At 63.8% G+C, this 24,492-nt stretch carries 23 protein-coding genes; 13 read left to right on the top strand and 10 right to left on the bottom strand.

Annotation, left to right across the window (positions count from 1 at the left end; translation table 11 throughout):
• Window positions 1–37: 37 nt before the first annotated feature.
• The gene (locus tag BO1_RS43280) at window positions 38–958 is read right to left on the bottom strand and encodes a LysR substrate-binding domain-containing protein (RefSeq protein ID WP_028222900.1); all 921 of its coding nucleotides are present in this window, start codon (window positions 956–958) and stop codon (window positions 38–40) included.
• Window positions 959–1,104: 146 nt separating this feature from the next.
• On the opposite strand from BO1_RS43280, the gene BO1_RS43275 reads away from it, so the two are divergent.
• The 4 genes from BO1_RS43275 (at window position 1,105) to BO1_RS43260 (ending at window position 8,008) form a co-directional block, all read left to right on the top strand.
• Entirely contained in the window at window positions 1,105–2,151 is a 1,047-nt protein-coding gene (locus BO1_RS43275) for a DUF1338 domain-containing protein (RefSeq protein ID WP_028222899.1), read from the top strand.
• 1 nt (window position 2,152) lies between these two features.
• The gene (locus BO1_RS55230) at window positions 2,153–5,122 is read left to right on the top strand and encodes an FAD-binding and (Fe-S)-binding domain-containing protein (RefSeq protein ID WP_084688741.1); all 2,970 of its coding nucleotides are present in this window, start codon (window positions 2,153–2,155) and stop codon (window positions 5,120–5,122) included.
• Between the two features lie 69 nt (window positions 5,123–5,191).
• Window positions 5,192–6,691 (top strand): L-piperidine-6-carboxylate dehydrogenase, encoded by a 1,500-nt coding sequence (amaB, locus tag BO1_RS43265; protein WP_028222898.1) that lies wholly within the window; start codon window positions 5,192–5,194, stop codon window positions 6,689–6,691.
• Between the two features lie 114 nt (window positions 6,692–6,805).
• On the top strand, window positions 6,806–8,008 hold the full coding sequence (locus BO1_RS43260) for an aminotransferase-like domain-containing protein (RefSeq protein ID WP_028222897.1): 1,203 nt from the start codon (window positions 6,806–6,808) through the stop codon (window positions 8,006–8,008).
• A 78-nt stretch (window positions 8,009–8,086) separates the two neighbouring features.
• Here BO1_RS43260 and BO1_RS43255 read toward each other — a convergent pair whose 3' ends face one another.
• Window positions 8,087–8,770 (bottom strand): NBR1-Ig-like domain-containing protein, encoded by a 684-nt coding sequence (locus BO1_RS43255; protein ID WP_245644067.1) that lies wholly within the window; start codon window positions 8,768–8,770, stop codon window positions 8,087–8,089.
• Window positions 8,771–8,997: 227 nt separating this feature from the next.
• On the opposite strand from BO1_RS43255, the gene BO1_RS58525 reads away from it, so the two are divergent.
• Window positions 8,998–9,816: a 2OG-Fe(II) oxygenase gene (locus tag BO1_RS58525; protein WP_245644066.1), complete on the top strand. Its 819-nt coding sequence runs from the start codon at window positions 8,998–9,000 to the stop codon at window positions 9,814–9,816.
• Window positions 9,817–9,828: 12 nt separating this feature from the next.
• Window positions 9,829–10,458, top strand: coding sequence for a LysE/ArgO family amino acid transporter (locus BO1_RS43250; protein ID WP_028222895.1), 630 nt, complete (start codon window positions 9,829–9,831; stop codon window positions 10,456–10,458).
• A gap of 53 nt (window positions 10,459–10,511) precedes the next feature.
• On the opposite strand, the gene BO1_RS43245 is transcribed toward BO1_RS43250, so the two are convergent.
• Window positions 10,512–10,760: a porin family protein gene (locus tag BO1_RS43245; protein ID WP_028222894.1), complete on the bottom strand. Its 249-nt coding sequence runs from the start codon at window positions 10,758–10,760 to the stop codon at window positions 10,512–10,514.
• 193 nt (window positions 10,761–10,953) lie between these two features.
• Between BO1_RS43245 and BO1_RS43240 the strand changes: the two genes are divergently transcribed.
• The 6 genes from BO1_RS43240 (at window position 10,954) to BO1_RS55225 (ending at window position 15,191) form a co-directional block, all read left to right on the top strand.
• Window positions 10,954–11,388 (top strand): hypothetical protein, encoded by a 435-nt coding sequence (locus BO1_RS43240; RefSeq protein WP_028222893.1) that lies wholly within the window; start codon window positions 10,954–10,956, stop codon window positions 11,386–11,388.
• A gap of 36 nt (window positions 11,389–11,424) precedes the next feature.
• Entirely contained in the window at window positions 11,425–11,613 is a 189-nt protein-coding gene (locus tag BO1_RS43235) for a ribbon-helix-helix protein, CopG family (RefSeq protein WP_028222892.1), read from the top strand.
• 134 nt (window positions 11,614–11,747) lie between these two features.
• Entirely contained in the window at window positions 11,748–12,092 is a 345-nt protein-coding gene (locus BO1_RS43230) for a zinc ribbon domain-containing protein YjdM (RefSeq protein ID WP_028222891.1), read from the top strand.
• Window positions 12,093–12,154: 62 nt separating this feature from the next.
• The gene (locus BO1_RS43225) at window positions 12,155–13,084 is read left to right on the top strand and encodes an MBL fold metallo-hydrolase (protein ID WP_028222890.1); all 930 of its coding nucleotides are present in this window, start codon (window positions 12,155–12,157) and stop codon (window positions 13,082–13,084) included.
• Window positions 13,085–13,203: 119 nt separating this feature from the next.
• Window positions 13,204–14,022 carry a class A beta-lactamase gene (bla, locus tag BO1_RS43220; protein ID WP_245644065.1) on the top strand — a complete coding sequence of 273 codons (819 nt, stop codon included), beginning with the start codon at window positions 13,204–13,206 and terminating at the stop codon, window positions 14,020–14,022.
• On the top strand, window positions 14,022–15,191 hold the full coding sequence (locus BO1_RS55225; RefSeq protein WP_043288836.1) for an acyltransferase family protein: 1,170 nt from the start codon (window positions 14,022–14,024) through the stop codon (window positions 15,189–15,191). Before bla ends, BO1_RS55225 begins: the two co-directional genes overlap by 1 nt.
• On the opposite strand, the gene BO1_RS43210 is transcribed toward BO1_RS55225, so the two are convergent.
• From BO1_RS43210 to BO1_RS43180, 7 genes are all read right to left on the bottom strand, one after another.
• Entirely contained in the window at window positions 15,180–16,514 is a 1,335-nt protein-coding gene (locus BO1_RS43210) for an amidohydrolase family protein (RefSeq protein ID WP_407670077.1), read from the bottom strand. The two genes, BO1_RS55225 and BO1_RS43210, sit on opposite strands and share 12 nt — an antisense overlap.
• A gap of 110 nt (window positions 16,515–16,624) precedes the next feature.
• Window positions 16,625–17,986 carry a nucleobase:cation symporter-2 family protein gene (locus BO1_RS43205; protein ID WP_028222887.1) on the bottom strand — a complete coding sequence of 454 codons (1,362 nt, stop codon included), beginning with the start codon at window positions 17,984–17,986 and terminating at the stop codon, window positions 16,625–16,627.
• Between the two features lie 123 nt (window positions 17,987–18,109).
• The gene (locus BO1_RS43200) at window positions 18,110–19,225 is read right to left on the bottom strand and encodes a CobW family GTP-binding protein (protein WP_028222886.1); all 1,116 of its coding nucleotides are present in this window, start codon (window positions 19,223–19,225) and stop codon (window positions 18,110–18,112) included.
• Window positions 19,226–19,288: 63 nt separating this feature from the next.
• Window positions 19,289–19,870 carry a UbiX family flavin prenyltransferase gene (locus BO1_RS43195; protein WP_028222885.1) on the bottom strand — a complete coding sequence of 194 codons (582 nt, stop codon included), beginning with the start codon at window positions 19,868–19,870 and terminating at the stop codon, window positions 19,289–19,291.
• A 5-nt stretch (window positions 19,871–19,875) separates the two neighbouring features.
• On the bottom strand, window positions 19,876–21,270 hold the full coding sequence (locus BO1_RS43190; protein WP_028222884.1) for a UbiD family decarboxylase: 1,395 nt from the start codon (window positions 21,268–21,270) through the stop codon (window positions 19,876–19,878).
• 91 nt (window positions 21,271–21,361) lie between these two features.
• Window positions 21,362–22,267 carry an amidohydrolase family protein gene (locus BO1_RS43185; protein ID WP_028222883.1) on the bottom strand — a complete coding sequence of 302 codons (906 nt, stop codon included), beginning with the start codon at window positions 22,265–22,267 and terminating at the stop codon, window positions 21,362–21,364.
• A gap of 49 nt (window positions 22,268–22,316) precedes the next feature.
• Window positions 22,317–23,219, bottom strand: a complete 903-nt coding sequence (locus BO1_RS43180; RefSeq protein ID WP_028222882.1) for an amidohydrolase family protein — start codon at window positions 23,217–23,219, stop codon at window positions 22,317–22,319.
• 276 nt (window positions 23,220–23,495) lie between these two features.
• On the opposite strand from BO1_RS43180, the gene BO1_RS55220 reads away from it, so the two are divergent.
• The gene (locus tag BO1_RS55220) at window positions 23,496–24,428 is read left to right on the top strand and encodes a LysR substrate-binding domain-containing protein (protein WP_043288833.1); all 933 of its coding nucleotides are present in this window, start codon (window positions 23,496–23,498) and stop codon (window positions 24,426–24,428) included.
• Window positions 24,429–24,492: the final 64 nt, after the last annotated feature.

Below are 24,492 nucleotides of genomic sequence, written 5' to 3'. Positions count from 1 at the left end.
CGGCCCAAGACCCGCACGAAAGCGCTACGAACCGCGTTTACGGTTCCACACCAGCATAAGCGCCAGCCTGCTCGAGCAGCCAGGTTCGAAAAGCCTCGAGCGGTTTCCCGTGACTAAACTCCGTAGGATAGACGAGATAGTAAGCCGCATCCGAACTGCCATTAAGCGCGGCAGCGGGCGATTCAAAGGGAATCACGAGCCCCAGATGCTTGAGCTGCCCCTCAACAAGAAACCTCGGCACGAGCGCGACCCCGATCCCAGCCGCCGCCCCGGCAGTCAGCATGGTATGCAGCTCATACCGAACCCCCTGCATCGTCGCATTATCCTCAACCCCTAGCGCAGCAAACCATTGGGTCCAGCCATGAGGCCGCGTAGTCGAATGAAGCAGCGGATAAGCAAGCAACTCATGCGCCTTCTTGATCGGCTTCTTCAGCAGCGCAGGCGAGCAAATCGGCACCACTTCCTCACCAAACAGATAATCGGAAGTCGTCCCAGGCCAGGTAGGCTTCCCATAATGAATCGCCGCCTCAAAATGCGACTCATCGAACGAGAAAGTATCCGTCCGCACGCCCATATTGATCCGCACATCGGGGTTACGGTCGTTGAAGTCCTTCATGCGCGGAATTAACCACTCGGAAGCGAAAGTCGGCAAGACCGCCAGCTCGAGATAGCCGCCGCCGCTGCCATGCGCGACGATCGAGAGCGTGTCCTTGTCGAGATTCTCCAGCGAGCGGCGCACCTGCATGCCGTAAAGCTTGCCCGCGCGCGTCAGCACCACGCGCTGCTTGGCACGCACGAACAGCCGCACGCCAAGGCCCGATTCGAGCGTGGCGATCTGCCGGGACACGGCGCTCTCCGTGAGAAAGAGCTCCTTGGCCGCCTGGGTGAAACTCTCATGCCGCGCGGCTGCTTCGAAGGCAATCAGCGCGCTCATGTTGGGGATCCTGAATTTGCGCATGGTAGTTCCAAAAACTCATCGACTGCCAATTTTATGTCACTTTACGGCGGGCGTGGCGTTTTGAATAATTTATCTATGCGCTGTATGGGATCGATTCCGTCCCATGCCCCAATTAGCTGGAATTCGCTGTGATCAGGGAGATGGCAATGAGAAATTCGAATGTTGAAAGCCTGTTGCAGGGTTTGCTCGGTGCGCAAAAGACCGATCGTCTCTTTGCGACCCTCAATACCCCCGCGCTGCTGCAGGAATGGGAAGAGGGCGTCGTCACGCGCGCCGAGCTGGCCCAGGCAATGAACATGGCATTGTTCGAGGACCTGCTCGAGCGTTCGCCCAACGGCCGCAACTACACCAACGACGCAATCGCGCAGGGTGGGTCGGTGTACTTCGACCACGGCGCGCTGCGTACGGTCCGCTGGGCGCAAAGCGGTGCGCTGCCCCCCGGCGAGGCGGCGTTCACGCGCATCCTGTTGCCGCTCGGCTTCAAGCTCAATGGCCGCTATCCGCTGGACAAGCTCGGCATGACGGGCCGCGCCTATGTCCATGAAGATGCGCCGGACGAGATCGCGCAGTTCTTCGTGAGCGAGCTGCATCCGGAGCGCTTCTCGAAGGCGTTTCAGCAGGCGGTGTCCAACGTGCTGAGCTCCTCGCGCGATCCGCTTACGCCGCTCGCCGTCTCGCAGCTTGCCGAGCTCGCACGCGATGGCTATCTGCCGATCGAAACCGCACGCGAGTTGCTGCCCGTGATCGTCGGCGCGTTTTCGCGTCAGCATGATGCGCCCAGCGTCAACGACTACGAGACGCTGCTGGCCGAATCGGCCGAAATGGCGTGGATTTCGACGGAAGGCAATGCGTTCAACCATGCGACCGACCGCGTCGCCGATGTGTTCAAGCTCTCCGACGACGAGAAGGCCAAGGGCCGGCCGATGAAGCCCGACGTCGAGCGCTCGCGCTCGGGCCGCGTGTTCCAGACCGCCTATCGCGCCGATATCGTGCTGCGTGAGCTGCGCCAGAACGATGGCGCCATCGTGATGCGTGAGGTGCCGGGCTCGTTCTACGAATTCATCACGCGCAAGCGCACCTTCAATCAGGCCACGCGCCAGTGGGAAACCGATCTGCGCTTCGACGCCGGCAACGCCACCGGCATCTTCAAGATGACCGCCAACACCGCCAATACCGCTGCGGCCGGGAAGTAATGTGAAAGCCGCCACACCGTTTCAGGCCAGCGAGCCGTTGCTGCAAGGCGTTCAAGCCGATCTCCACCGCACGCTGCGCGGCGAAGTCCGGTTCGACGCCGGTTCGAAGGCGCTTTACGCCTCGGATGCTTCGAACTACCGGCAAATCCCGCTGGGCGTCGTGGTTCCCGCCGACGTGGAGGATCTCGTTGCCGCGGTGGCCGTGTGCCAGCGCCACGACGTGCCGTTCCTGACGCGTGGCGGCGGTACCTCGCAAAACGGTCAGTGCGTGAACGTGGCGGTGGTGGCGGACGCCAGCAAGTATGTGAACCGCGTGGTTTCCGTGGACCCGGTCGCGAGGACCGCGATCGTGGAGCCTGGTGTCATCTGCGACTCGCTGCGCGATGCCGCCGAGGTCCACGGTCTCACGTTTGCGCCAGATCCGGCCACGCACAGCCGCTGCACGCTCGGCGGCATGATCGCGAATAACTCGTGTGGCGCGCATTCGGTCATGGCGGGCAAGACGGCCGAGAACGTCGAGGCGCTGGAGGTCCTGACCTACGACGGCGCGCGCTTCTGGGCCGGCCCCACCAGCGAGGGCGAGCTGGACGCCATCATCGCCGAAGGCGGCCGTCGCGGCGAGATTTATCGGCGCCTGCGCGAACTGCGCGATCGCTACGCAGACTACATTCGCCGCGAGTTTCCGCAAATCAAGCGCCGCGTCTCGGGCTTCAATCTCGATCAGTTGCTACCGGAGAACGGCTTTAACGTCGCGCGTGCGCTCGTGGGCACCGAAGGCACGTGCGCGATCACGCTGCAGGCCAAGGTCCGGCTCGTGTATAGCCCGGCATGCCGCGTGTTGCTCCTGCTCGGCTTCAAGGACATCTACGTGGCGGCCGATGCCGTGCCGCACTTCACGCGCTTCAATCCCATCGCCATCGAGGGACTGGATCGCGGCATCGTGCGCGGTCTGCAGGCGCGCGGCCTCAAGAGCGAGGAAATCGCGCTGCTGCCGCGAGGCGACGCGTGGGTCGTGCTCGAGTTCGGCGCGGATTCGATGGAGGACGCGACACGTCAGGCCAAAGCGGCGGAGCGCCATTTCCTCACGGGCGAGGCCGGCCCGGACGTGACGGGCTTCGTCGTCACCGAGAAAGTGCAGCAGCAGAAGATCTGGTCGATTCGCGAGACGGGCGCATCGGCGGTCGCGCTCTCGATCGATCCCGGCAAGCCCGACCCGATGGTGGGCTGGGAAGACGCCGCCGTCGATCCCGAGCGGCTGGGCGACTATCTGCGCAATTTTCAGGCTCTCGTGGACCGCTACGGCTATGAGACCTGCCTGTACGGCCATTTCGGCGATGGCTGCGTTCACGCGCGCATTACCTTCGATATCCGCACTGCCGAAGGCATCCTCAAATGGAGAGGATTCCTGCGCGAAGCGGCGCAGCTCGTCGTGGACTTCGGCGGTTCGCTCTCGGGCGAACATGGCGACGGGCAAGCCAAGGCGGAATTCCTGCCGATCATGTACGGCCCCGAGATCATGCAGGCGATGGAGGAGTTCAAGGCGATCTGGGACCCGGCGAATCGCCTGAACCCCGGCAAGGTCGTCAACGCCTACCGGGCCGACGAGAATCTTCGCATGGGTCCGTCGTACAAGCCCGTCAAGCTCACGACGAAGCTGACCTTCGAAAGCCCCGAGGGCGACGGGATGCAGCGCGCGGTCGAGCGCTGCATCGGCATGGGCAAGTGCCGGTCGCTCGACGGCGGCACGATGTGCCCGAGCTTTCGCGCCACGCGCGAGGAGCGCTTCTCCACTCGCGGCCGCGCGCATCTGTTCTGGGAAATGCTGCAGGGCGAGGTCATCAAGGACGGCTGGAATAGCCAGGAAGTCAAGGAGGCGCTCGACGCGTGTCTCGCCTGCAAGGGCTGCAAGTCCGATTGCCCCACGCATACCGACATGGCCTCGTACAAGGCCGAGTTTCTGTCGCACTACTATGAAAATCATCGCCGGCCGCGCCAGGCGATGTTCATGGGGAGAATCGGCCAATGGGCGCCCTGGGCGAGCCGTTTCCCGCGGTTGGCGAACTTTGCGATGTCCGCGCCGCCGCTGGCCCGCATCGGCAAATGGGTCGCGGGCGTGGCCGCGCAGCGCGAACTGCCGGCTTTCGCGCCCAAGACGTTCAGGGCATCGCACGGTAAAAGGCGTGCGGCACCGGGCGCCGTGAGGAAGGCGGCTCGCCAGAAGGTGATCCTCTGGGTCGACACCTTCAACGATCATTTCTCGCCGCAGGTTGCGGCGGCCGCGATGGAGGTGCTGGAGCGCATCGGCTATGACGTGGTGCTGCCGCGCAAGCGTCTGTGCTGCGGACGGCCGCTCTACGATTACGGCCTGCTCGATGAGGCGCGGGCGCTGCTGTCCGGCATCGTCGAAGCGCTCGCCGATGAAGTCCGCAGCGGCGTGCCCGTGGTCGGGCTCGAGCCGGGCTGTCTCTCGGTGTTCAAGGACGAGTTGCTCAAGCAACTCCCGAACAACGACATTGCACGGCGACTTTCGCAACAGAGCTTCCTCTTTTCGGATTTCGTCGCGCAAGCGCAATTCGAATGGCCGGCGCTCGATGCGGATGTGTTGGTGCACGGGCATTGCCATCAGAAGTCGCTGTTCGGCATGAAGGGCGAAGCCGCCTTGCTGGGCAAGCTGGGCGTGCGCTGGACGCTGCTCGACACCGGTTGTTGCGGCATGGCCGGCTCATTCGGCTTCAACGCCGATCACTACGATTTGTCGATGAAGATCGGCGAGGACAAGCTTTTGCCGCTCGTGCGCCAGGCGTCGCGCGAGACGCTGGTCGTGACCAATGGCTTCAGTTGCCGCGAGCAGATCGCGCAGGGCGCCGGACGTCATACGCTGCATATCGCGGAGCTTGCATTGCGCGCGCTTGCGCAAGGGAAAACGGGGCAACTCGAACGTGAGCCTGCGTGTGCAGAGGCAACGGCGTAAGCGCCGCCGATCGAGTCAGGCATTCGGTAACGTCAAATTTTCGAATCAGCATTATCAAGAGGTCATAGCATGAAAGCATCGAGCATACTCAAGGAACTCGGCATCGCCCATCTGGCGGAAGCCGGCGATATCGCCGTTCACTCGCCGATCGACGGCGCACTGATTGGCCGCGTTTCGAGCGAGCCGGTCGCCAACGTCGATGCGCTGCTCGACAAGGCGCAGGCCGCGTTCAAGGTCTGGCGCAACGTGCCGGCGCCGCGCCGCGGCGAACTCGTGCGCATCCTCGGCAACAAGCTGCGCGAGAAGAAGCAGGCGCTCGGCAGCATCATCACGCTCGAAACCGGCAAGATCCTTCAGGAAGGCCTGGGCGAAGTCCAGGAAATGATCGATATCTGCGATTTCGCCGTGGGTCTCTCGCGCCAGCTTTACGGCCTGACGATTGCATCGGAGCGGCCCGGCCATCGCATGGCGGAAACGTGGCACCCGATGGGCGTGTGCACGGTCATCTCCGCATTCAATTTCCCTGCGGCGGTGTGGTCGTGGAATGCGGCGCTCGCGCTCATTTGCGGCAATGCCGTGATCTGGAAGCCTTCGGAAAAGACGCCGCTCACCGCGCTCGCGGTTGAAGGCATCCTCCAGGAAGCGCTCAAGGCGTTCGGCGACGCACCCGAAGGGCTGACGATTCTGATCAATGGCCGGCGCGAAGTCGGCGAGAAGCTCGTCTCCGATCCGCGCTCGAACATCGTCAGCGCGACCGGCAGCACGGAAATGGGCCGCGCCGTCGGCATCGAAGTGGCGCGCCGTTTCGGCCGCTCGATTCTCGAGCTCGGTGGCAACAATGCCGGCATCGTTTCCAATACCGCGAACCTCGAGCTCGCGCTGCGCGGCATTCTCTTCTCGGCCGTGGGCACGGCAGGCCAGCGCTGCACGACGTTGCGCCGGCTGTTCGTGCACGAGAGCATTTACGACAAGACGGTCGAGCGTCTCAAGACGCTCTACGGCAAGGTGTCGATCGGCAATCCGCTGGAGCAGGGCACGCTGATGGGCCCGCTCATCGACGAGCAGTCGTTCGGCCGCATGCAGGCCGCGCTCGCGCGGGCGAAGGCCGAAGGCGGCAAGGTGTTCGGCGGCGAGCGTCACATCGTGAGCGGCAGCGAGCACGGCTTTTACGTGCGTCCCGCGATTGTCGAGATGCCGTCGCAAACGGAGATCGTGCTCACGGAAACCTTCGCGCCGATCCTCTACGTGCTCAAGTACAGCGATTTCGACGCGGCCATCGAGGCCAACAACGCCGCTCACCACGGTCTTTCGTCGTGCGTGTTCACGACCGACCTGCGTGAAAGCGAGCGCTTCCTCTCGGCCAGCGGCAGCGATTGCGGTATTGCGAACGTGAACATCGGCCCGAGCGGCGCCGAGATCGGTGGCGCGTTCGGCGGCGAAAAGGAAACGGGCGGCGGTCGCGAATCGGGCTCCGATGCGTGGAAGGGCTATATGCGCCGCGCGACCAACACGGTGAACTACTCGTCGGCATTGCCGCTCGCGCAGGGCATCGATTTCAATATCGACTGAAATCGCCAGGCATTCCTTTATTGTTGAAGTTCACGCCGTCCGGATGTGTTGCGCCGGACGGCGCACGGCCCTGTTTCGACCCACTGCGCTTTCCGACCTTTCTCGAGCGACGCCATGTACGAGTTCACTTCCCCGTTTCAGCAGCCCTCGGGCTCCCCGATTCGCGAGCTATTCAAGTATCTCAGCGAGCCGGGGATGATTTCGTTCGCGGGCGGATACCCGGCCAGCGATCTGTTCGATGTCGAGGGGCTGCGCCTCGCAGGGGAGCGCGCTTATGCGAGCGCGGTTCAGTGCCTCCAATATGGGCCGACCGACGGCCTCGCGACATTGAAGCGTCAAATCGTCGAGCTGATGGGCCGGCGCGGCGCATCGTGCGAAGCCGACGAGGTCGTGGCGACCACGGGTTCGCAGCAAGGGCTCGATTTGCTGCTGCGTGTGCTCGTCGAACCGGGCGACGTCGTGCTCACCGAGGAGCCGGCCTACCCGGCAACGCTGCAGGCGCTCAGATTGCAGCGCGCGCGCATCGTGGCCGTTCCCACCGACGCGCACGGGATTCGGGTGGACGAGCTTGCGGCGCTGCTGGAATCGGGTGCGTGCGGCAAGCCGAAGCTGTTGTACACGGTGCCGACCTTTGCCAATCCCACCGGTGCGACGCTGGCCGCCGAACGCCGTCGCGCGCTGCTCGCGCTGGCGGTCAAACACCGTTTTGTGGTGATCGAGGACGATCCCTACGGCGACTTGCGCTTTGCGGGCGAGCCGTTGCGTTCGCTGCTCGCAGAGGCGGAGCAAGTGGACGGCGCGCGCAACTGGGTCGTGCATTTCGCGAGCCTTTCCAAGATCGTGGCGCCTGGTCTGCGCGTGGGCTGGATGGTCGGTCCGCGCGAAATCACGCGGCGCTGTGTGATCGCCAAGCAGACGGTCGATCTGTGCAGCTCGCCCTGGACCCAGGCGGTCGCGGCTGAATACCTCGCGGCTGGCGCGCTCGAACAGCATCTGCCGAAAATCACGGCGGCCTATGGCGTGAAATGCCGCGAACTGTGCTCGGCGTTGCGCGAGCAGTTGGGGGACGCCATCGAGTTTCAGCAGCCTGAGGGCGGCATGTTCGTGTGGGCCCGGCTGCCGGGAATCGATGCATCGGACTTGCTCGCGCGCGCGATCGAGCAGAAGGTCATTTTTGTGCCGGGCAAGGCGTTTTACGCCGATGCCGCGGATCGTGCCGCGTTGCGGCTCTCGTTTGCCGCCCCTGATGTGGAAGCGATCAGGGAAGGCGCGCGTCGAATGAAGCGGGCGTATGATGCGGTGGGCGAAGCGCAGTAACGCAGGCCTGCAGGTTTCGGCCTGGCGCATCTTCACGGCAGCAGCTTGGTCTCCATGCACGACCGGAGAAGATATCACCTACCGCGCCATGACGGTGACTACCACGTGCAGGATGAACGAAGGTCCATAACACGGGCGTCCTTCGCTATCCTCGATGCGCCAGATCGAGGCGACCGTGCAGCTTTCCTTGGGGGCTGCGAAATCGACAGAGAGACGGACGGGCTGTCCCGGTTGCGTATCCGGAATCGCGATCTCCCGGTGCAAGCTCGCCAGATATGCGTCGAGCACGATCTCGAGTTCGGTTTTGTGCGGGACGCGCCGCGCCATCACATACTCGCCGTCAACCCGTACCAGACGCCGCCCATACCAGGGGCGCTCGCCTAAATTCTGAATCTCCCACACTTTCTGAAACACTTCTCCGGGCAAGACAACCGCATGGTCCGGGGTGGTGACATCGGCATTGAAGACTGCGACATCTTCCGGGTCGAGCAGGCCCGTTGCCCGATTCGTAGGTGCCACTGGTGCGCCTGACGCCGGCGCTCCGCCAAGATCCGCGTAGTACCGGAACAGCAACAGCGGCGACACTTCAATGGCCTTCGCCAGCTTCACCAGGGTGCGCACTGACGGATCTTGAGCAGCCCCGCCTGCAAGACCATACAGATAAGTTCTTGACAAGCCGGCTTGCCTTGCGATAGCCGTCATCGACTTGCCTAGCTCGCGGCCCCTCCGGGCAATCAAGGCACGCAGTGTTTCTTTCTTCAATCGCACTTGATCCCCTTGCGCAATGACATGCGGTTACATCGATTGTTCGCCAAAAAAGACACTGTGATTGCCACGATAAACCAGGACGTTCGCAGAATACAACCCGAGTGGCGATCGATCCGGACGGTAGATGTTGATTGAGAGCGTGTTCGAAGCATTTCGCGGACGCGAGAATTTACCGGGCGGACGTTGGCCGTCGCTCAATTCAACGTGAATTGGAGGTGACGATGTCAAGCATCCAGGACTGCGCAGGGAGTATTGCCCGAACGGGATTTGGAACGATCCCGATGACCGCAACGATGATGGAAAGCTATGCGTTGCTAGTTGGTGGCTTCTCCGCTATATCCGAGGAAACGAAGCAGAGTTATTGTTTCGTCGATGATACTGATGGATTTCTCCCCTTCGGATCGGAATACGCTCATGTCAAAACCAACCCCGATCTATGTGAGCGATTTTGCTACTGGCATTCACATGTGTCGAGGCGTCAATCTCATGCATTCAGTAAGGATTGCTATCTGAGTGTCGCTATGGCGTACGAACGCGAAATTAGCAGTCTCGCTCAGGGCACTATTGACGGCGTTTGTCAGGAGTTCGGTGCGCCGTCATTTCCATCCATACGAGACAGCTCTTACCTGCAACTATGCGTTTACAGTCCGTCGCAATTGGGCAACCAGCGACAATTCGCCCAAGATCCTCACGAAGACGGTCATCTGCTGACCTTTATTCGTCCAAATCTCGACGGGCTCGTTATCTTGCGTGGTCGGTCAGTAGAACCCGTGCGCTTGCTTGAGAATGAGCTAGCGGTCCTTTCGGGTTCCCTTCTGACGCAGCTATCGGATTGTGCAATTCCCGCGATTTATCACGCGGTTTTAAACGCCCATCGCCCTCGCAAGCGCAGCTCGCTTATTTATTTCGTAAATCCCGACCGCACAGAAACGTTCGTTGGGTTGCGCCGGGGGCAGCGGGTCGACTTGTCCACGACGATGAACGATCACCACACCGGCTTCGGCAACAGGCCGATAGCTCACCAACCGGAGAAAGCTTGAGGCGAGGGCGCAATGAACGGATCACCGCCGTCGCTGTTTCTTGAAGGGTTTCTGTTGGGAATCGCTCTGTTCTCTGCGCCCGGCCCCAAAGACACGCTGGTTATCCGCCAGGGTGTCAGCGGCGGTGCAGTATGGGGTGTCGCCGCGATTTGCGTTGTCGCTGACGCCATTCTTATCGTTATCGGGACGGCCGGCGTGGGGAGGCTATTGAGCGATCACCCCCGAATGGTTTCCATCCTGTTGCTTGCTGGCGCCGGCTATCTTGTCTGGTTCGGCGGGCAGCGTATTTGGGCGTGTATCCGGAATGAGTCGATGCCTGACATGAACAGTAAAGCGAATACTCGATATAGTCCGCTACGAAAGGCTGCCGCACTAAGTTTTGCCAATCCTTATGCGTGGCTGGATACGGTGGTCCTCATTGGCTCGATAGCGGCAACCAAGCCGAACGGACAGCGGTCGTCATTTTTGATTGGCACAATTGTCGCCTCATGTCTGTGGTTCATGCTGCTTGCCTCTGGTAGTCGCAAATTGTCGGGGCTATTCAAACACCCGAGTGCGTGGCGTTGGCTTGACGCGGCAATTGCACTACTGATGGGGTATCTCACTGTTGGATTGATAGCGGACTCTGCCCGCCTGTTTTAGCTCGGGTCAGTCAAAGCAAGCCGCGCCAGCCAACCCCGCTGGCGCGGCCTCCCTCAGAACGAATGCGTGATGCCGACGTGCGCAAGCAACTGCGACTGCGTCGACGAATTGCTGTTCGGGTAGGTCGCTGCCGACGCACCGGTGCCCGGCGCCTCCTGATACGTGAGCGTGACCTGAACCTGGGTGTGCTTGGAGAGCGAATACAGATTGCCCGCCTCGATCGTGTTCCAATGGTCGCAGCCCATGCGTGAATGCGTGTAGTCGAGCGTCACGGCTTCGGCGGGCGTGAAGCGATAAGTCACCCCGCGTCCTGATTCTGCATGTGTTTGGAGGCGCGATGATCGCGCGCGCGCCGCCATGGCGCGTGCAATCGCACGGCCCCTGCGTCACTCCCACCGCGTTTACACAGAATTCTAAGATGATTAACATATAATTACACCTTGACCGGGCTGGAGGCTCGTCGTGCTGGGTGACGGGTATAGCGGGGGAAGGGGCATGATTGACGTGGATGTTCCATTGCTGACGCACGAAAGCAAGTGGATACGCTTGCGCGACGCGTGCGGTGAGCGCGGGCTCGTTGCCGTGGGCGTTGGCCCGGCAGGCGGGCGCGGGTTCCAGTTGCTTGACCGCTTTGCGGCGCTGGGCGACCAGCTCGATGCCGCGGGCGTGAACCTCGTCTTCGTCTATCCGTCGCAATCCGCCCGCCACGTTCAGGATCCCCTTTCCGCCCTTGCCGCGCGCTACAGGGGCAAGCCTTGCCTCCTGCTCGACATGGCCGGGCTGTTCTTCGGCCATGCATTGCCGCCTCAGGCGCTGCGCGTCAAGCGTTTCGACCGGCACATGACATGCATGGAGACGGTCACGATAAGCGCGCGAGAAGCCGGCTGGGACGCATCGCTAGCCGACTTCCTTGCCAGCGCGCTTGTATAATTTGATTAACTTGTCCGGACCCGAAAGACCTGCGTGATGGAAACCAAAAGCGCCCGACTGACGATTCTGATCGACCCCGCAAAGAAGGCGGCATTTGAAGAGCTGTGCGCCGCACAGGATCTGACCTCTTCACAGGTCGTCCGTCAATTGATTCGCGATTACCTCGCGCAGCATGGCGTGACCTACAAGACGAAGAGCACCGTTGGCACGCGCACGCGCCGGTAAGTCCGCTCAAGTCCGCATCGCGGCTTGCTGAAGCTGGACCACCGGATGCCGCGGCCGCGACGCACACACGGCGTGCCGGACCATCCGTCGACAATCACCGTAACAACCGCCTTCAACAGGCGTGAGAATTGACCATGAACGCAATACCGCCGTGCCCGCAATGCCATTCCGAATTCGTGTATGAAGATGGCGCCGTCTATATTTGCCCGGAATGCGGCCACGAATGGGCCGTGGGTGCCGAGGGAGCGACGGCAGAGCCTGCCGCAAAGGTGTATCGCGATTCGGCGGGCAATATTTTGCAGGACGGCGATACGGTCACCGTCATCAAGGACCTGAAATTAAAGGGCTCAGGCGGCGTGATCAAAATGGGCACCAAGGTGAAGAACATTCGCCTCGTCGATAGCGATCACGACATCGACTGCAAGGTGGATGGCTTTGGTGCAATGAGCCTGAAATCGGAGTTCGTCAAAAAGGCGTGACCGGCGTTCGGGTTTTCCGGTCGCAACTGTGGCAATCACCATTTGCAAAAGGATGGATCGAGATGAGTCACGTTCCCGGACAAGCCGCTTCTCGCGTAGCCATCGCGCGCGCCGACTTCGGCCGCGTTTCGGTTTTGTTCGGCGCGAAGAACGGCAAATACCCTGACGGTAACCAGGTGCTCATTCGCGGCTCGGACACGCGCGCGGCCTTCGATACGCCGCTGGTCTCGAACCATATCGGCGCCGAGTTCGACGCGACTGAACTGGTGGTCATGGGGCACGTGCATGAAGATCATATGGCTGGCCTGCACCGCATTCCTCGCGCCGCCGTTCACGTGCATGAAGCCGATTTGCCCGCCATCCAAAGCTGGGAGGGCATGTTTGCCGCCTATGGCACGGGCGTGAAGGATCCTGGGGCCTTGCAGGCCATGCTCGAGCGCGACTTCTTCTATGCGCCAAGGCCGGACGCGCAAGGCTACGTGGACGGCGCGTGCTGGGAGCTCGGCCAGTCGCGCATTCGCGCCTTCCACCTGCCGGGCCATACTGCCGGCCACTGTGTCCTGCTGGTCGAGCCCGAGGGCGTGGCCTTCACCGGTGACATCGATCTCACCGGCTTTGGGCCTTACTATGGCGACAGCTGTTCGAGCCTGCACGATTTTCGCCAGAGTCTCGCAAGGCTGCCCGATATTCCGGCGAAGGTCTGGGTCACCTCGCACCACCGGGGCGTGTACACCGACCGCGAGCATTTCTTGCGCGATCTCGCCGTGTTTGCCGCCAGGATCGACGAACGCGAACAGCGCTTGCTGGCATGGCTGAAGGAGTCGCCCAAGACGCTGGAGCAACTGGTCGAGCAACGGCTGCTATATCCGCGCGGCTATGAGAACCCGTGGGTGGTCTCGGCCGAGACGCGGACCATTTCGCAGCATCTGGCTGAACTTGTGGCCGCTGGCCGGGTCAAGATGGACGAGGAGGGTGTCTACCGACTCGCATGAAAGCGGGCAGGCAGAAGCCCCAAACAAACGCCAAAAAAAACGCCAAAGAAATCGTGCCGATCTCCAGAACGCGCCGCAACCTGACTCTTGGATTCCCCCTTCTGCTGGGCATGGCTGGCATGAGCGCCATGACCCGCCCGGCAAGGGCAGCCGAATCGCCCTTTGCCGACCTCGAGCGCCGCAACGGCGGCCGCCTCGGCGTCTTCGCCATCGACACCGGATCGGGCCGCACGCTGGCCTGGCGCGCCGATGAGCGCTTTCTCATGTGCAGCACGTTCAAGGGTTTGCTCGCGGCGCAGATCCTCGCGCGCATCGATGCCGGGCAAGAGCGGGCGGACCGGCAGGTGCGCTATACGGAGCAGGACCTGATCTTCACGTCGCCGGTGACCAAGGCGCATGTCGCGCACGGCGCGATGACGGTGGGTGCGCTGTGCGAGGCCGCCGTGGAGGTGAGCGACAACACCGCGGCCATCCTGCTCATGCGCAGCGCGGGCGGCCCGGAGGGCCTCACGCAATTCGTGCGCGGTCTTGGCGACAGCGTGACCCGTTCCGATCGCTACGAGCCCCACTCGAACCAGTACAGCGGCGCGCTCGACACCACGACGCCGCGCGCGATCGCGCAATCGGCCCGCAAGATCCTGCTTGGCAACGTGCTGAGCATGCAGTCGCGCCAGCAGCTCGAAGACTGGATGATCGCGTCGACGCCGGGGCGCGCACGCATCCGCGCCGCCTTGCCCGCCGACTGGCGCGCGGGTGACCGTCCCGGCACGAGCGTCGAACGCGAAACGAACGACTACACGATCGTGCGCCCGCCTGGCCGCGCGCCGCTCGTCGTCGCGGCGTATTACGACGCGCCGGGCCGTGATATGGCGCGCCGCGAGGACGTCTTGCGCGATGCCGGTGTCGAGTTCGTGAAGTGGGCGAGCACGAGCGCGTGATGCAGCACGTACAGCACGTACAGCAGGGGCAGCGCAATGCGCGGATCGATCTGATGCGCGGCATCTCGATCCTTCTCGTGCTGTTTCATCACTTCAACATTGCCTACCGCCTGAACGACACGAGCCTTGCGGCGCTATTCGGCTGGGACGCCGTGCACGCGCTCGCCCGCAACGGCAATTACGGCGTGACGATGTTCTTCGTGATCTCGGGATTTTTGATCACGTCGAATGCCGAGCGGCGCTGGTCCTCCATCGCACACGTGAATTGCCGCGCGTTCTATGCGATGCGATTCGCGCGCATCGCGCCTTGCCTGCTCTTGCTGCTCGCCCTGGTCAATCTGTTTGCCGCGATGGGCGTGGCGATCTTCCAGAACCGCGCCCCGGCTGGCGTGGCCGTTTCGTTCTGGAGCGTGAACCTCGCCTCGCTCACGTTCTGGATGAATGTGCTGATCGGCAAATTCGGCTGGGTGAACTATCCGCTCGGCGTGCTGTGGTCGCTCTCGGTCGAGGAAGTGTTTTATCTGTCGTTTCCTGTCCTCTGTGTCGTGCTGCGCCGCGAATCGCGGCTGTTCGTGTTGCTGGCCGTCATGGTCGCCCTGGGGCCGTGGTATCGCTTCACGCATCAGGACGACGAAGGCGGCTTCCTCTATGCGTATTTCGCGTGCTTCGACGGCATCGCGATCGGCTGCGCCACGGCGCTGATTGCAAAGCGCGTCGCGCTGGGCGGGCGCGTGGCCGCGTGGTTACCAGTGCTCGTTGTCGGCGCGATGGCCTGGCTCTATCTCTATCGGCCGATTGGCGAGACGCACGTTTTCGGCGTCACCGCGATGGCGCTCGGTACGGCTTTCCTGCTGCTGGCCGCGAACCAGCGGCAGGGCGCGCCAGTGGGGCGTCGATGGGGGAAGGGCATCGAATGGTTCGGATGCCTGAGCTATGAGCTTTATCTGTTTCATCTCGTGGTGCTCGGCTGGCTGCGCACGGCATGGCCGCCGCAAGGCACAGCGGGCGACGGCAAGCTGCTGTTGCTTGCCGGCTTCCTGGCGCTGTCTGCCGTGCTGAGTGCGACCGTCGCGCGCTGCTATGCCGAGCCGCTCAATCGCTGGCTGCGCAGGCGGCTATGCGCGGCGCAGGCGATTCCGCGCACAGCCGCCGAGCGCTCACTCCAGTAGTTCCCTGACGCCCTGGGCAGCGGCGCGGCGCAGCGCCTCCAGGTCGAGGCCGGGAATCTCGCCGTCCTCCACCACCACGCGCCCATTGACGATGCTGTAGCGCACGCGCACCGGCTCGCCCGCCGCAACGGGCGCGACCGCGAGGTCGTGGAAGCCGTCGAAGCGCAGTGCGTTGAGGTCGTAGAGCACGAGGTCGGCGGCCTGGCCGGGCGCGAGCGTGCCTACGTCGCCCAGCCCGAGCACGCGGGCGCCGCCGGCCGTGCCCCAATGGATGACTTCTTCGACGGTAGTGGCCGCGGCGCCGTGCGCGGCCCGATGCACGAGCCACGCGAAGTTCGCCTCGTGGGTCATGCTGCCCGATTCGTTGGACGCCACGCCGTCGACGGCCAGCGACACCGGCACGCCCGCATCGGCCATGCGCCGTGCGGGCGCGATGCCGCTGCCGAGGCGCGCGTTGCTGACCGGGCAATGCGCGCAGCCCGTGCCGGTCTCGGCCAGCATGGCGATCTCCGATGGTTCGAGATGCACGAGATGCGCGAACCAGACGTCGGGGCCGAGCCAGCCGTGGTCGGCCACGAACTCCACCGGCAGCTTGCCGAAGCGCTCGCGGCAGAAGTCGACATAGCGCGAGGTTTCCGAGAGGTGCGTATGCAGCCGCAGCCCGAGGCCACGCGCGGCGCGCGCCAGTTCCGGCAGCAGTTCGGGCGGCAGAGAGAACGTCGGCGTGGTGGGCGCGACCACCACGCGCCGCATCGAAGCGGCGCCGCTATCGTGATAGCGCGCCTTGAGGCGCTCGATGTCGGCGAGCATCTGGTCGAGCGTCTCCGGCTCGAGCGCCGTCTTCGAGAAGCCGGGATGATCGCCCGCGGCTTGCAGCGCGCCGCCACGGCACAGCACGAAGCGCAAGCCGAATGCGGCGGCTTCCTCGAACAGCAGATCGCCGGTCTCGACGCTGCCGTGCGCGTGGTACAGATAGTGATGATCGGCGCACGTGGTCACGCCCGAGAGCAGCATTTCAGCGAGGCCGAGCCGCGCCGCCGTGCGCGCGAGCTCGGGCGTGAAGCGCGCGAGACGTGGATAAGGCACAGCGGCGAGCCAGTCCTGCAGATCGGCATTGATGCCGGAAGGCACGGCCTTGAGCAGGTTCTGGAACAGGTGATGGTGCGTGTTGACCCACCCCGGATAGACGACGCAGTCGCGCGCATCGATCACGCGTTCGTTGGGCCGGGGCGCGAGATTGGGCGCGATCGACTCGATCCGGCCGTTCGCGATCCGCAGATCGACCTGGCCGAGGCGCGCATGCTCACCCGCGCGGCCGCTCATGACGGCAGCGGGATTGCGGATCAGTATCGATTGGGTTGGCTCGTTCACGATCAGGCATCCTCAATAGTTTCAATGAAGGGAAATGCAGGTGAATCTCGAACCGGCGCGCGTCAGTCGCGCGCCATCGTCGCGCAGGCCGCGTCGGCGTGATCCTCCTGAACGCGCTCGGCGGGGCGCACGCCGTTCAGCAGCGCGTTGAGCACGACCGAAACGAGGCACGCGAGCACGACGCCGCTGTGCAGGAAGGGCTGCGTCCACGCGGGCATATGCCCGAACACCTGAGGCGCCATGACCGGGATCAGCGCCGTTGCAATCGTGAAGCCCACGATCAGCACGTTGTAGCGATTGCCTTCGAAATCGACTTTCGCGAGCGTCTGCACGCCTGCCGCGACCACCACGCCGAACATCGCGATACCCGCGCCGCCGAGCGCAGCCGAAGGCGTTGCGGCCACGATGGCGCCGAACTTGGGCACGAGCGCCACGGCGCACATCAGCACGCCGCTCACCGCGACGATCCAGCGGCTGCGCACGCCGGTGAGGATCACGAGCCCCACGTTCTCCATGAACGCGATGAACGGGAACGCGGCGAACATGCCGGCAATCGCGCTGGCCACGCCGTTGGCGCGCAGGCCGCGCACGACGTCTTCCTCGCTCACCTCCTTGTCGACGATGTCGCCGATCGCCACGAACAGGCCCATCGATTCGACCATCTGCACGATCATCACGACGGCCATGGTGGCGATGGCCACGATCGAGAACACGGGCGTGCCGAAGTAGAACGGCACGGGCAGCGTGAACCAGGGCGTGGCGGCGACATTGGTGTAATGCCCCATGCCTAGCGCGATGGCGAGTCCGGTACCCACGACGAGCCCGATCAGCACCGAGAGGTTGCGCACGAACGGTGTGCCGAAGCGGTTGACGCCGAGAATCACGGCCGCGACGAGCAGCGTGACGCCGAGAAACGGCAGCGAGCCGAACTCGTGCTTGGCGACGTCACCGCCGCCCACCCATTGATACGCGACCGGAAAAAGTTGCAGCCCGATCACGGTGACGATGCAGCCGGTCACGACGGGCGGGAAGAAGCGGCGCAGCCGGCCGACGAGCGGCGCCGCGAACGCCGTGAACACACCCGCACCGATCACGGCGCCGCACACGCCCGTGAAGCCGATGCCCGGCGTGAGGCCGATGGCGATCACCGGCCCGACGCTGCTGAACGCGACGCCCTGCAGGATCGGCAGCCGCACGCCGAGCTTCCAGACGCCCACGGTTTGAAAGATCGTCGAGATGCCGGAGCAGAACAGCGCGGTGCTGATGAGCACCGTGGTGTCCGCGGGCGACATCTTGAGCGCCGAGGCGACGATCAACGGCACGGCAATCGCGCCGATATAGGCCACCAGCATGTGCTGCATGCCGAGCGTGAGCATCTGGCGCCAGGGCAGGACCCGATCGACGGGGTGTGAGGCAGTGTTCATGACGTGTCTCCTGATTATCGTGTCCGGCCGGTGCTGTGCCGGCCGGTTACTGCGGACTTCTATTCAGGCATCTGTTCAAGGCTGCGTTGTGTTGCCGACTCTGCTACGTGCTCGCTTGCGGTTTCACACCTCGACTGGCGTGGCCAGGCACGCGTGGAAACCCGCGGTCAGCGCAGTGCGGTCGAGGTCGCGGCCAATGAAGACGATGCGCGAGGTGCGCGGCTCGCTGCCCCACGCTTGCGCGGCGCTCAACTCGATCACGCCGTGCACGCCTTGCAGCACGTAGCGCTGTGCGCGGTCTTGCACCGCGAGAATGCCTTTCATGCGGAAGAGGTTCGTGGCGTTATGCTCGCGCAGGGTGGCCAGCCAGCCTTCGAGCACGTCGAGATCGACATCCGCTTCGACTTCGATGCCGACCGAGGAAACCGTCTCGTCGTGGCGGTGATCGTCGTGTGCATGGAGCGCATCGCCGTCGTGCCCGTCGTGCTCCTCGTGCCCATCGTGGTCATGCTCGTGTGCGTCGTGGCTTTCGTGCCCGTGATCATCGGCGTGCAGGCCGTCGCTTTCCACGAGGATCTGTGCGAAGTCGCTCGCGCCCACGCCCAGAATCTTGCCCAGATCGATCTGCGCATAGCTCGACGTGACGATGCCGGCGGTCTCGTTCAGGCTGCGCAGGCGCTGCGTGAGCGCATCGACGGCGGCCTCGTCCACGAGATCGACCTTGTTGATGACGATGCGGTCCGCGCAGACGATCTGGTCGACGGCCTGGTTGTCGCTGCCATCGAGCACGAGGTCGTCCAGATGCGCGCCAATATGCTTCGCGTCGACCATCGTCACGACCGCGTCGAGCGCGACCTGCTTCGCGATCGGATCGTCGAGGAAGAAGGTTTGCGCGACCGGATACGGGTCGGCGAGTCCGCTCGTCTCCACGATGATGTGGTCGAGGCGCTCGGGCCGCTCGACCAGCATGCGCACGATGCGCACGAGATCCTCGCGCACCGCGCCCACGCAGCAGACGCAGCCGTTCGTCATCTCGTAGATTTCCTCGGTGGATTCGAGCACGAGGCCGCCGTCGATGCCGATCTCGCCGAACTCGTTTTCGATCACCGCAATCTTGCGGCCATGCTTCTCGCGCAGGATGTAGTTGAGCAGCGTGGTCTTGCCCGCGCCGAGGAAGCCGGTCAGCACGGTGACCGGAATCTTTTCCACGTCGTGATGGGTCGTGTGAATGTGCGTCATGGTGCGTCTCCGTTTAGCGTGATGAACGTGATAAATGCGATTAGGCCAGGATCAGGGTCGGGGTCAGGCGCTCGCCACGGCGGGCTCCTTCCAGCGGTGCACGGTGCGGCTGTCGAGGTCGAACAGGTCGAGCACGCGTCCGAGCGTGTGCGCGACCATCTCGTCGAGCGTGGCGGGCTGCGCGTAGAACGCGGGCACCGGCGGCGCGACGATCGCGCCCATCTCGGTCACGGCGGCCATGTTGCGCAAATGCGTGAGTGTGTAGGGCGTTTCGCGCGCGAGCAGCACGAGGCGGCGGCGCTCCTTGAGCGTGACGTCGGCGGCACGCGCGATGAGCCCCGAGGAGAGACCCGTGGCGATCTCCGCGAGCGACTTCATCGAGCAGGGCGCCACGATCATGCCCAGCGTGCGAAACGAGCCGCTCGAGATGGGCGCGGCGAGGTCGTCGCAGCGGTAGAGCGCGCTCGCGAGCGCGGCCACGTCGGCGAGCTTGTAGTCGGTCTCGTGCGCCATCGTCAGCAGCGCGCCGCGCGAGACGATCGCGTGCGTTTCGATCTCGAGCTCGCGCAAGAGCGCGAGCAGGCGCATGCCATAGACGAAGCCCGAGGCCCCGCTGATGCCCACTACGATGCGCCGCGTGCCCATGGTGCTCATCGTGCCGCTCCGGCGAGGTTCGCGACGAGCTGCTCCGCGTGCCGCATCGCGTCTTCGCTCACGCGTGCGCGCACGCCGTCGAAGCGCGAGCCGCGCGTGGCGTCGATGCCCATGCGCGAGGTGGTGCCGTCCGATGCCGACGACGGATCGAGCGCGCTGCCCGGCAAGCCGTCGACGACGAACAGGTCGCGATGCGGCTGGAAATGCGTGGCGATGGCCCAGAGGACCTGGGCGTCGTCCGTGATGTCGACGTCGGCGTCCACGGCAACGACGTTCTTCAGATACGGGTCCCAGCCGAGCAGCGCGAGCATGACCTGGCGGGCCTCGCCGTCGCGCGACTGAATCAGCGCGACGTAGCAGTGAAAGTGGGTGCCTGAATTCGGGTAGTGAATCGCGGTCACGGCCGGAAAGCGCGCCTTGAGCTTCTCGCTCATCTCGGCTTCGCGCGGCAACCGCGCGAGCGTGAGGTGCTCCGCGTAAGGTCCGCCTACCACGTCGATGAGCCAGGCGTCGTCGCGGCGCAGCATCGTCTCCACGCGCAGCACGTTATTGGTCGAGCGGTCCGACGAATAGCCGGTGAATTCGCCAAACGGGCCTTCTTCGGCATGCTCGTTCGCGTCGATCGTGCCTTCGATCACGAACTCTGCGGCGGCCGGCACGCCAATGCCATAGCGCGGCGTGCGCACGAGCTCGAGCGGCGCGCCGAAGAGGCCACCCGCGAGGGCGCGCTCGTCTACGCCGTAGGGCAGGCGCGCGGCGGCGGCGAGCATGAAGAGCGGATGCGCGCCGATCACCATCGCGACCTTGAGCGTATCCCCACGCGCCTGCGCCGTCTGCAGCATGCGCCAGAGATGGCCGCGCGAATGCAGGCTCGTGGCGAGCGCGTTCCTCGCATGTGGCATCGAGCGGTGGTAGCTCATGTTGGCCACGCCCGTCACCGGGTCTTCGGCCACGATCACGGCGTTCGTGACGTACGGGCCGCGATCGGTCTCGAAGTGGCGGATCATGGGCACCGTGGCGAGATCGACGGCGTCGCCTTCCGTCACGTTATCGAGGATGGGGCCGTGCGAGACGATGCGCGGTGCGAGCGGCGCATTCGCGCGCCGCTGCCAGGCATCGAACAGTTCGGTGGGCGCGACGCCGAAGAGGCGCCCGATGCGCGTGCGCGAGGCAAACACATTGGTCACGAGCGGCGTGGCGAGTCCTTCGACGCGCTCGCAAAAGAGCATGTCGTGGCGGCCGCGCGCGGCGAGCGCGACCACGAGCGCGGTCACGTCCTGGTCCGCGGACAACGGCTGCGCCGGCACGAACACGTCGTCGGGATAGCGTTCGCGATAGGCTTGCGCGAAGCCGTGGAAGTCCTGGGTCGCGCAAAGAGAGCGGGCGGTCATGAGGCACTCCGTCGAGGGCGGGTTGAACCGCGCGGGCGGGCCGCGCGGTTCACACGTTGTTGCTACGTTGTTACCAGGTACTGGCGCGGTGTCACAGATAGGTGGACTTGAGCCGCTTTTCGGCCTCCGCGAGATCCTTCGGCGGCCGCGTGGGATCGATGCCTACGAGGCGGGCGATGTTGTTGCCCATGTAGTCCTCGAGCCCGTCCTCGTCCAGATCCATGCCTTGCGGCGCCGGACCGCAGAGCATTTCCAGCTCGCGCAGCCACATGCCGGGCTCGTTGGGCGGCGAATCGGTGCCGAACACGATCTTGTTGCGCGGCAGCTCGCGTGCGAACTCGACGATGCGCGCCTGATAGCACCAGCCCGATTCGCAATAGACGTTGGGCGTGTCCATCGCCATCCAGAAGGCCTCGAACGAGTAGTTGCCACCCGTCTGGATTCCGAAATGTCCGATGATGAAGTTCACCATCGGGAATTCGCGGATGATCGGGTAGAACATCGTCGGGATCGTGTACGGACCGTCGCCCGTGTGGATCAGCACGACCGTGTTGTACTTCGCGCAGACCTTCATGGCCGGGCGCAGCCAGTCGAGCGCGCGGTCGGGCCGGTAGCCGTGCATGTTCGCGTGCAGCTTCACCATCTTGAAGCCGTACTCGCGAATGTGGAACTCCAGCTCGGCGGCGCCGTTTTCCGGGCCCCAGCGCGGGTTGTAGGTGAAGTTGCCGATGAAGCGGTCCGGGTACTTCTGCGTGAGCTCGGCGATATAGGCCATGTAGTCGCGAATGCCTTCGCGGCCGCGCCGGTTGCCGTCGCGATAGCCGGTGTTGCCGGGCGGCGGCTGGATGAAGCCCATGTCGATGCGGCGCGGCTTGCCGTTGATGATGTAGGGGCCGTCCATCATCTTGAGCAGACGCTCGCCGGTGAAGGGCTCACCGGTGTGGCGCCAGGCTTCGTCGACGAGATTGGTCGGATGCAGATGCGTATCGATGATCATGCGGTGCTCCGTGTTCGGAATGTCGGGGCGCGTGTTGATGTCGCTTCGCTCAGGCGGCGAGACGCGCCTGCGCTTCGGCCACGCTGCGCGGGGCGGGCGTGGGCTCGAGGCCGATCATGCGGGCGGTGTTGTTGCCCAGATAGTCTTCGAGCGTGTCCTCGTCGAGATTGAGACCTTGCGGCGGCTCGAAGCAGAGCACCTCGAGCAGGCGCAGCCACATGCCGGGCTCGTTGGGCGGGGTATCGGAGCCGAACAGGATCTTGTGCTTGGGCAGCACCTTGGCGAACTCCACGATGCGCGACTGCAGGCACCAGCCCGACTCGCAATAGACATTGGGCAGGTCCATGGCGAGCTGGAACGGCTCGAAGCAGTACACGCCACCGGTTTGCACGCCGAAATGCGCCATGATGAAGTTGACGGTGGGAAACTCCTTGATCATCGGCACCCACTCGGTGGGAATGCTGTACGGGCCGTCGCCGGTGTGCAGCTTGACGAGCACGCCGAGCTCGGCGCACTTTTGCAGCGCGGGGCGCAGCCAGTCGAGCGCGCGGTCGGGGCGGTACGCGTGCATGTTGGCCTGGAACTGGACCATCTTGAAGCCGAGCTTGCGCACGTAGTGGTCGATGGCGTTGACGCCGTTTTGCACCCCGCAGCGCGGGTTGTACACGAAGCAGCCGATGAAGCGGTCCGGGTACTTCTGGACCATCTCGACCGTGTAGGCCATATAGGCGTCGATCGACTCGGAGCCCGACTGCACGCCGTCGGTCCAGGTGTAGATGGTGTTGCCTTGCGGCGGCTGAATGAAAGCCTTGTCGACGCGGCGCGGCTTGCCGTTGATGAGGAACGGGCCGTTCATGGTTTGAATGAGGCGCTCGCCCGTGAACGGGGGCCCGTCGTGGCGCCATGCGAGGTCGACGAGATTCGTCGGATAACAGCTGGTGTCGATGATCATGGACTCGATCTCCTTGAGAGGAACTGGTGAAGCCAGTTGCCGGGTCGCGGGCAGGCACGTCGCCGAACACGGCCGAATCGACGGGATCCGGTCGGATCATGCGGCCCTTTGCAAGGCGCACAATGGAAACCATTGCTGCAATTGCGCCTTCCCCTCGCCGGCATCGAGTGACACCTACACGTGCACTGCTGCTTGCGACGCAGTTTCACAAGACACAAGTGCTCTGTACAATATTTTTTGCCCTCGATCTTGATACGTTTCCGATATGGACACCCCATGGATCTGCGTCTTTTGCGTTACTTCGCGGTGCTTGCCGACGAACTCCATTTCGGCCGCGCAGCCGCGCGGCTGCACATTTCGCAGCCTCCGCTGAGCCAGCAGATCCGCCTGCTCGAGGAGGAGTTGGGCACGGCGCTGTTCATTCGCTCGCAGCACCGGGTCGAGCTCACCGAGGCAGGGAAAACACTGAGCAAGCAGGTGCCGCTGATCTTTGCGCAGTTCGAGCGCGCGATCGATTTGACGCGTTGCGCGGGGCGTGGCGAGGTGGGGAATCTGGCGGTGGGGATCATCAGCTCGGCGATGGTGGCGCCTATTCCGCGTGCGCTGCGCACGTTTGCGAGCCGGCATCCGCAGGTGCGCTGGACGCTGCATGAGATGACGCCTGCGGAGCAGATTGCGGCGCTAAAGGAGAAGCGGCTCGATGTGTGCTTCTTTCGGTTGTATCAGGACGATCCTGAGATTCGTAGCGAGGCGATCGGGCGGGATACGGCTATTGCAGCGCTGCCGGCCGATCATCGGTTGGCGGGGCGGGAGGCCATTGCTTTGAGCGAGCTGGCGGACGAGCGCTTTATTTCGTTTGGCTTGCGGCAGTCGCAGCTTGCGAGGTTTTTGCAGGATGCTTGTGTTAGGGCGCGGTTTACGCCTCGCATCGAGTATGAGGTTGTTGAGGTGCATACGCTGCTGTCGCTCGTTAGGGAGGGGATTGGCGTGGCGCTGGTGCCGGCCTCTGCGCAGCAGATTTCTACGGGAGGGGTCGCGTTTGTCAGGCTCGACGAGCCTGAGCTTGAAGTGTCGTTGCATGCGAGGTATCGTGCGGATGATGGTTCGCCCGTGTTGCGGGCATTTCTCGATACCGTGCGGGAGGTGGCCGCTGATATGCAGCGTGCCGGTGGCTCTGAGAGCGCTTTGAGCGCAACTAGCTCGCGCTAAGGGCCTGTTTCAGATCGGGTTTGTTGTGGCTCTCCGAGCCTTTGGCCTTAACTTGTATTCGCGG

The organism is Paraburkholderia oxyphila NBRC 105797 (assembly GCF_000685075.1).
In the GTDB taxonomy this organism is placed as follows: domain Bacteria; phylum Pseudomonadota; class Gammaproteobacteria; order Burkholderiales; family Burkholderiaceae; genus Paraburkholderia; species Paraburkholderia oxyphila.
This window is presented reverse-complemented; position numbering and strand designations above follow the sequence as displayed.

Bases quoted from the DNA above. Each gene is read 5' to 3' on its own strand.
- BO1_RS43280 (WP_028222900.1), bottom strand. From the start codon at position 958: ATGCGCAAATTCAGGATCCCCAACATGAGCGCGCTGATTGCCTTCGAA.
- BO1_RS43275 (WP_028222899.1), top strand. From the start codon at position 1,105: ATGAGAAATTCGAATGTTGAAAGCCTGTTGCAGGGTTTGCTCGGTGCG.
- amaB (WP_028222898.1), top strand. From the start codon at position 5,192: ATGAAAGCATCGAGCATACTCAAGGAACTCGGCATCGCCCATCTGGCG.
- BO1_RS43260 (WP_028222897.1), top strand. From the start codon at position 6,806: ATGTACGAGTTCACTTCCCCGTTTCAGCAGCCCTCGGGCTCCCCGATT.
- BO1_RS58525 (WP_245644066.1), top strand. From the start codon at position 8,998: ATGTCAAGCATCCAGGACTGCGCAGGGAGTATTGCCCGAACGGGATTT.
- BO1_RS43250 (WP_028222895.1), top strand. From the start codon at position 9,829: ATGAACGGATCACCGCCGTCGCTGTTTCTTGAAGGGTTTCTGTTGGGA.
- BO1_RS43240 (WP_028222893.1), top strand. From the start codon at position 10,954: ATGATTGACGTGGATGTTCCATTGCTGACGCACGAAAGCAAGTGGATA.
- BO1_RS43235 (WP_028222892.1), top strand. From the start codon at position 11,425: ATGGAAACCAAAAGCGCCCGACTGACGATTCTGATCGACCCCGCAAAG.
- BO1_RS43230 (WP_028222891.1), top strand. From the start codon at position 11,748: ATGAACGCAATACCGCCGTGCCCGCAATGCCATTCCGAATTCGTGTAT.
- BO1_RS43225 (WP_028222890.1), top strand. From the start codon at position 12,155: ATGAGTCACGTTCCCGGACAAGCCGCTTCTCGCGTAGCCATCGCGCGC.
- bla (WP_245644065.1), top strand. From the start codon at position 13,204: ATGAGCGCCATGACCCGCCCGGCAAGGGCAGCCGAATCGCCCTTTGCC.
- BO1_RS55225 (WP_043288836.1), top strand. From the start codon at position 14,022: ATGCAGCACGTACAGCACGTACAGCAGGGGCAGCGCAATGCGCGGATC.
- BO1_RS43210 (WP_407670077.1), bottom strand. From the start codon at position 16,514: ATGAGCGGCCGCGCGGGTGAGCATGCGCGCCTCGGCCAGGTCGATCTG.
- BO1_RS43205 (WP_028222887.1), bottom strand. From the start codon at position 17,986: ATGAACACTGCCTCACACCCCGTCGATCGGGTCCTGCCCTGGCGCCAG.
- BO1_RS43200 (WP_028222886.1), bottom strand. From the start codon at position 19,225: ATGACGCACATTCACACGACCCATCACGACGTGGAAAAGATTCCGGTC.
- BO1_RS43195 (WP_028222885.1), bottom strand. From the start codon at position 19,870: ATGGGCACGCGGCGCATCGTAGTGGGCATCAGCGGGGCCTCGGGCTTC.
- BO1_RS43190 (WP_028222884.1), bottom strand. From the start codon at position 21,270: ATGACCGCCCGCTCTCTTTGCGCGACCCAGGACTTCCACGGCTTCGCG.
- BO1_RS43185 (WP_028222883.1), bottom strand. From the start codon at position 22,267: ATGATCATCGATACGCATCTGCATCCGACCAATCTCGTCGACGAAGCC.
- BO1_RS43180 (WP_028222882.1), bottom strand. From the start codon at position 23,219: ATGATCATCGACACCAGCTGTTATCCGACGAATCTCGTCGACCTCGCA.
- BO1_RS55220 (WP_043288833.1), top strand. From the start codon at position 23,496: ATGGATCTGCGTCTTTTGCGTTACTTCGCGGTGCTTGCCGACGAACTC.